This is a genomic window from Nonomuraea sp. JJY05, from assembly GCF_043496855.1.
Taxonomy (GTDB): Bacteria; Actinomycetota; Actinomycetes; order Streptosporangiales; family Streptosporangiaceae; genus Nonomuraea.
Window position 1 is genome coordinate 161,561 of the sequence record NZ_JBIEIS010000029.1, and the last position, 6,774, is coordinate 168,334.

5 protein-coding genes and 1 pseudogene are annotated in these 6,774 nt (G+C 71.1%); 4 read left to right on the forward strand and 2 right to left on the reverse strand.

Features of this window, described 5'->3' with window-relative positions:
• Positions 1–42: 42 nt before the first annotated feature.
• The 3 genes from ACFKCF_RS38290 (at position 43) to ACFKCF_RS38300 (ending at position 3,006) form a co-directional block, all read left to right on the forward strand.
• Positions 43–1,167 carry a hypothetical protein gene (locus ACFKCF_RS38290; protein ID WP_394500193.1) on the forward strand — a complete coding sequence of 375 codons (1,125 nt, stop codon included), beginning with the start codon at positions 43–45 and terminating at the stop codon, positions 1,165–1,167.
• A gap of 11 nt (positions 1,168–1,178) precedes the next feature.
• A complete protein-coding gene (locus ACFKCF_RS38295) occupies positions 1,179–2,216 on the forward strand; it encodes a UDP-N-acetylmuramate dehydrogenase (RefSeq protein ID WP_394500194.1) in 1,038 nt (345 codons plus the stop codon).
• Between the two features lie 223 nt (positions 2,217–2,439).
• The gene (locus ACFKCF_RS38300; RefSeq protein WP_394500195.1) at positions 2,440–3,006 is read left to right on the forward strand and encodes a TMEM165/GDT1 family protein; all 567 of its coding nucleotides are present in this window, start codon (positions 2,440–2,442) and stop codon (positions 3,004–3,006) included.
• Between the two features lie 41 nt (positions 3,007–3,047).
• On the opposite strand, the gene ACFKCF_RS38305 is transcribed toward ACFKCF_RS38300, so the two are convergent.
• Positions 3,048–5,906: an ATP-binding protein gene (locus tag ACFKCF_RS38305; protein ID WP_394500196.1), complete on the reverse strand. Its 2,859-nt coding sequence runs from the start codon at positions 5,904–5,906 to the stop codon at positions 3,048–3,050.
• Positions 5,907–6,021: 115 nt separating this feature from the next.
• Positions 6,022–6,168, reverse strand: coding sequence for a hypothetical protein (locus ACFKCF_RS38310; RefSeq protein WP_357753286.1), 147 nt, complete (start codon positions 6,166–6,168; stop codon positions 6,022–6,024).
• 198 nt (positions 6,169–6,366) lie between these two features.
• On the opposite strand from ACFKCF_RS38310, the pseudogene ACFKCF_RS38315 reads away from it, so the two are divergent.
• Positions 6,367–6,774, forward strand: a pseudogene (locus ACFKCF_RS38315) (deoxyribose-phosphate aldolase); the annotation flags it as partial.

The window sequence follows — 6,774 nt, forward strand, 5'->3', positions numbered from 1 at the left end:
CGACGAGTTTGGCCCACGGTTCGATCGATCCCGGTTTCCGCTGTGACCGATGCCAAGCCGCCCGCCCACCTTCGGCCGGCGCGGGTCGAGAGGGTGGCGGGCAGCTCCGGCACCGGACGGGACACCGCGGGCGGCACCGAAACCGGCATGGCGGCTGGTACGAAGGCCAAGGCGACCGGAACCGGTACGAAGGCTGAGGGGAGTGGGGCAGGGGCGCATGCTCGGCTTGAGCCTGCCGCCGAGCTGGGGTTCTCCGGCGCTCCCGGGCAGCCTGGCGACACGGGCGACTCCATGCTGCACGCCCAGCGCGCCTGGGACAGTTCGCTGGCCACCAACCGCCTCGACGAGCTGGGCGTCAAGCTGGAACGCCAGCGTACGGAGACCAAGGACGTCACCGTCAGCGTGAGCCTGCTGGTCGACGGCTGGCCGGAGGACGTCAGGAAGAGTGTGCGATCGATCGTCGAGCACACGAACGCCCGCGTGCTCGCCTTCGATCTTGGGGACGTCGACGGCGCCGGTGACGTGCTGGACGAGCTGGCCGACCGGCATCCGGACCGGATCGCCGTGTGGCACGTCGCCGAGGAGCCGCACTGGCGAGGGGGCACGGCGACCTGGGGCGAATGCCGCGCCAAGCTGCTGCGGCTCGACGAGTCGGACGTGCACGTTCTCATGGAGACGAACATCGAGCTCTGCGGCGACGCGCTGACCCCGCTGGTCGCGGCCGTCGCGGAGGGCGCCGTGGCGGCCGGGTGGAAGGGTGTGGACTTCCCGGACAGGGAGCCGGGGCCGGGGCCGGAGCCGGTCAACGACGGGGTGGCGCCGTCGGTCCGCGGCGGCGGCGAGCCGGGGCCGGTCCGCGAGGGCGAGCCCGGGCCGGTTCGGGTGGTGGAGTCGGGGCCGGGCCGGAGGGTGCGGGCGCTGACAGGGGAGCTCATGGCGGTACGCCGAGCCCCGGCGCTCGGAGCCCTGCCCGAGGACGCCGGCTACGGCAGGAACGCCGATCTGGCGCTCTCCTTGGCCCTCCAGCAGGAGCACAGAGAGCTGGTCGTGCCCGAGGAGCCGCTGCCCGCGGTGCGGCTGGGATCGCACGACGTGGATCCCGACTACGACGCCCGGGAGTCCCGGCGGAACTTCGACCGCGTGCTGCGCATACTGGGCACCTCATAAGCTAGTGGCCCATGGAGATGCTCGCGCCGTACACCACGCTGCGCCTAGGTGGCCCCGCCCGCGACTTCGCCGAAGCGACCACGGCGGAGCACCTCGTGTCCCTGGTGGCCGAGGCCGACATGAAAGGGCTGCCCACGCTGGTGCTCGGCGGGGGCAGCAACGTCGTGGTGTCCGACGAGGGCTTCGACGGGCTGGTCGTCAAGGTCTCGACCCAGGGCGTGGCCGTCTCGCGCGACGGCGACGAGGTGCTGCTCACGGTCGAGGCGGGGGAGGACTGGGATCCGCTGGTCGCCCGCGCCGTGGCCGAGGGCTGGTCGGGCATCGAGTGCATGTCGGGCATCCCCGGGCTGGTCGGCTCGACGCCCATCCAGAACGTCGGCGCGTACGGGCAGGAGGTTTCCCAGACCATCCGGTGCGTGCGTGCCTACGACCGCCGCACCAGGCAGGTGGTGGATCTGGAGGCGCGGCAGTGCGGCTTCTCCTACCGTGACAGCGCCTTCAAGCGCGACCTGGCGCGGCACGTGGTGCTCGCGGTGACGTACGCGCTGGATATTTCGGAAATGTCCGGCCCGCTGGCGTACGAGGAGCTGGCCGGCAGGCTGGACGCGGAGGTCGGCGGGAAAGTGCCGCTCGCGCAGGCCCGCGAGGCCGTGCTGGCGCTGCGGCGCGGCAAAGGCATGGTGCTCGACCCGGACGACCCCGACACCCGCAGCGCCGGCTCGTTCTTCACCAACCCGGTCCTCACGCCCGAGGAAGCCGAGGAGCTGGCCTCCCGCGCGCCGGGGCATCCGCGCTGGGAGCTGGCCGACGGGTCGGTCAAGGTGCCCGCCGCGTGGCTGATCGAGCAGGCCGGCTACCCGAAGGGGTACGGGCGCGGACCCGTGCGCATCTCCACCAAGCACACGCTCGCGCTGACCAACCCTGACGGGGTCGCCACCACCGGCGACCTGCTCGCGCTGGCCAGGGAGGTCCGGGACGGGGTGCGGGAGAAGTTCGGGGTCACGCTGGTCAACGAGCCCGTGCTCGTCGGCTGCGACCTCGGGGAATAGGTCCCGCTCGCGGGCTGTTATGGTTGGTTGGAATTTCCGAAGGGGAGTAGTCCCAATCGTGTGATCGACACACTGGCGCTTCATCGCGCCCGGTCACGCGGGCCTCATACGGGCGGACGAGACCTTCGGCCTGGCAGTTGTGCAATGAGACGCTGCCGGGCCGAAGTCGTGCCCGAAACTCCCCGGGTCGCCGCTTCCGGCTCGGTCGCGCGGAAGGGGACCGTTGGAAGCGTTCTGGATCAGTCTCGCCGTCATCTTCGTGGCCGAACTCGGCGACAAGAGCCAGCTCATGGCGATGACGTTCGCGACCCGTTTCAAGACCTGGCCCGTGCTCGCGGGCATCACGATCGCCACGACCGTCGTCCACCTGGTCAGCGTCGCCGTGGGCGGGCTGATCGGTGACGCGCTGCCGACGACGGCCATCACGGTCGTGGCGGGGCTGGCCTTCCTCGGGTTCGCCGCGTGGACGCTGCGCGGGGACGAGCTGACCGAGGACGAGTCGAAGAAGGCCCAGCGCACCACCAGGAACGCCCTGATCGCGGTGACCGTGGCGTTCTTCCTGAGCGAGCTGGGCGACAAGACGATGCTGGCCACCATCACGCTGGCCACGCAGCACGGCTGGCTCGGCACCTGGATCGGCTCGACCGTCGGCATGGTGGCGGCGGACGCGCTGGCGATCCTGGTCGGGCGGCTGCTGGGCAAGCACCTGCCGGAGAAGATCATCCGGTACGGCGCCGCGGCGGCGTTCGCGGTGTTCGGCGTCGTCCTCCTGGCGGAAGCGCTCCTTTAATCCGGGGGCAGCCCGTTCGGGAACAGCTGATCCGGGGCGAGCTAATTCGGGGACAGCAGCGAGAGGCGGTGGGCCGCGGCGGCGGCCTCGCCCCGGGTGGTGACGCCGAGCTTGGCCAGGATGTTGGACACGTGCACGCTCACCGTCTTCGCCGAGATGAACAGCTCGCTCGCGATGTCCCTGTTGGTCCTGCCCTGGGTCACCAGCCGCAGCACCTCCAGCTCGCGCGGCGTCAGCAGCCCGGAAGCCTCCTGGACGGGCTGAACCCCGCCCACCCGGCGCGACAGCGTCTCGATCTCCTCGATCAGCGGGGTCGCGCGCAGGGCCTGGGCCAGCGGGAGCGCCACCTTCAGTCGCGTCGCCGCCCCCTCGCGGTCGCCGCCGCGGGCGGCCACGGTGGCCGCCCGCATCAGGGCCTTGGACTGGTTGTGCGGGCGGCCGAGCCGCTCCCAGGCCGCGGCGGCGGCGTCGAAGTCGCCGCTGTAGGTCAGCCGGTACGCCTCGGTGACCGGCCCGATGACCGACAGCTCGGCCGCCACCTCGGCGGCGTGCCCGCGTACCGTCGCCGCCCTGCCGGGCTCGGTGGACTCGGCGGCGTCGCAGACCACGCGGAGCAGGGCGAGCAGCCGCCAGCTCAGCATGGCCTTGCTCGACTGCCGGGGGTGGGCCAGCACCCGCTCGGCCACGGCCAGCGCGGCCGCCGGCTCGCCCCGGACCAGGTGCCAGCCGATGTGCAGGCGGGCGTTGCTGATGATGTCCTGGACGAACTCCTCGGGGCGGTCCTTCAGCACGCCGACCTCGGACAGGATGCCCTCGACGAGTTGCACCTCGCCCCTGGCCAGCGCGATGTCGGCGCGCGTGCGCAGCATGGCGTACCTGTGGCGCAGGACCGGCCCGTGGCTGAGCGCGCCTTCGAGGATCTCGATGGCCTCGTCCCAGCGACCCATCGCCTCCAGCGCCTCGGCCCAGTTGTTCTTGATGAACAGGCCGCTGCCGCGCAGCCTGCCGTACTTCTTGGCCAGCTTCCAGCCGTGCTTGGCCAGGCGCAGCGCGTCCTCGTGGCGGCCCACGTCCATCAGGGAGTCGACGTTGTTGCCGATCGCCCTCGTGATCAGGCGGCCCGAACCCTGCGCCACGCCGATCTCCAGCGCTTGCTCGTTGAGAGCGATCGTGGTCTCGGTCTCGCCGTTGAGCGAGTGACCGAGCGCCAGGTTCATCAGCAGGTCGGCTTCGAGGCAACGGTCGCCGAGCTCTCTGACCAGGCGCAGGCCCTCGGCGATGAGCTCGTTGGCCTCGGCGATCTCGCCTCGCAGCATGAGTTGGCGGCTCAGCGGCGTGACGACCTCCGCCCGGTCGAGGCTGTCGCCGGGCACGAGCCGCAGGGCGTGCCTGAGGTCCTCGATGACGCCCATCTGGCGCTTGGAGTTCTTGAACCCGACCCCGCGCACGATGAGCTGCGCGACGCGCGCCGGCTCCTCGGTCTCGTCCAGCTCCGACAGCGCGGCCTTGACGAACTTCGCGCCCTTGTCGACGTCGCCGCCGGCGTTCGCGGCCTCTGCGGCGCGTTCGAGCACGGCGGTGTGGTCGGCGCCGATGAGCTGGGCCGCGTCGGGCACCCGGTCCCAGAGCATGAGCACGCGTTCGAGCAGCGGGACGGCCTCGGTGTAGGCGAACGCCTTGAACGACTTCTGCGCGGCCTCCCAGGCGGAGATCAGCGCCCAGGTGTCGTTGCGGGCGCCGTACCAGTGGTGTGCCAGCTCGACGGCGGCGCGCCCGGGCGGGACCAGCCCGCGGTCCTTGGAGATCTCCTCGGCGAACCTGGCGTGCAGGCGCTGGTGCTCGCCGGGCAGCAGCTCGTCGTGCACCGCCTCGCGGATGAGCGAGTGCCTGAAGACGTAGGCGCGGTTGTCGGCGATCTGCAGGACGTTGCCCGCGATGGCGGGGCGCAGCGCGGTCTCCAGCTCGACGTCGGACAGGCCGCTCACGGCGGCCAGCAGTTTGTGGCTGACCCGGATGCCGCCGGCGGCGGCGACGCGCAGCAGGCGCTGGGTCTCCTCGGGCAGCCGTTCGACGGAGTTGAGGATGAGGTCCTGCATGGACTCGGGGAACGCGCAGTCCTCGCCGCCCTCCAGCATGGCCTCCACGAACAGCGGGATGCCCTCGCTGCGCTCGTAGACCTTCTGGACCTTGGCGTACTGGGGCACCTCGCCGAGGATGCCGGCCATCTGCTGGGCGACCTCGTCCCGCGACAGGCGGGGCAGGTCGAGCCGGTGCACGCCGCTGACCCTGCCCAGCTCGGCCAGCACCGGCCGGAGCGGATGCTGGCGGTGCAGGTCGTCGGAGCGGTAGGTCATGACGATCAGCACCTGCGGGGCGTGCAGGTTGCGGCTGAGGAAGGCGATGAGATCGCGGCTGGACCGGTCGGCCCAGTGGATGTCCTCGATGATGAGGACGGTGGGGCGGGAGGCGGCCAGGCGTTCGAGGAGGGTGAGGAACTGCTCGAAGAGCCGGGCGCGGCCGGTGTCGGTCTCGCCGTCGCCGCTCGGCTCGCCGAACTCGGGCAGCAGCCGCGCGAGATCGCGCTCCGCGCCGTCCGGCAGCAGCCCGGCGACGGCCGCGGGGCCCTGCTCCCTTACGAGCTGCCGCAGCGCGGCGGTGAACGGCGCGTAGGCCAGACCCTCCGTGGACAGCTCCACGCAGCCGCCGAACACCACGTGCGCGCCGCAGGCCTGGCACTGCTCGGCGAAGCGCTGGACGAGCCTGGTCTTGCCGACCCCGGCCTCGCCACCGAGCAGGAGGGCCGTCACCCTGCCCTTTCGTGCCTCGTCGAAGCTTTCAGACAGAGCCGCCAGCTCCTCTTCCCGCCCGACGAAGACGGGACTGACAGAACGTCCCCGCATGTCATCCAGCATGTCATGCCCGATCGATTGCTTTCGACGCTTTTATGGGGGTCCCTTTACGGGGGTTTCGAGGCCCGGCCACGAGGGAGGTGGTGGCCGGGCTCTCGTGGGATGGTCATGAGAAACGGAGCTTGCCGAAGACCGAGCGGCGCTCGGACTTGTTGGCCCGCTCGGCCTCGCGTACCCGCCGGTGCTCGGCGGCGGCCCTGCGGAGCTCGCTCGCGTGGTTCTTCATGAGCTCGTACTCGATCTCGGGGTGCATGGTGTGTCTCCTGAAATTTCGTGCTTCTTCCTGACACCTTTAAGACTCGGTCTAAGGCCCTGCCTGCCACATCGGGTGGATGCCTTATCTCTGGTACGCGGACGCGTACGGCATGCCTAAGACCCCGGGTCCGATCGCCTAAGGCGGTCCGGTTTGGAGCTCACGGCCCTGGTCGGCGATGCTGTGTTGGTGTCAACTGTGACTACCTCGCTCGCGGACGTCGCCTCGTCCGACTCGGCGTTGCGAGCTTTCCTGCACGGCCTGCCCGGGGTTGACCGGGTCGGCGCGGACCAGCGGGCGGCGATGCTGGGCACCCGTTCGATCAAGACCACGGCCAAGGCGCAGGCCATCGACCTGGCCATCTCCATGGTCGACCTGACCACCCTCGAAGGAGCCGACACCGCCGGCAAGGTGCGGGCGATGTGCGCCAAGGCCGTCCACCCCGGCGGCGGCGCCGGCCGGGTCGCGGCGGTGTGCGTCTACCCCGACCTGGTCGAGGTGGCCGTCCGGGCGCTGGCCGGGACGGGCGTCAAGGTGGCCTCGGTCGCCACCGCCTTCCCCAGCGGCCGCTCCTCGCTGGAGGTCAAGGTGAGCGACACCGCGCTG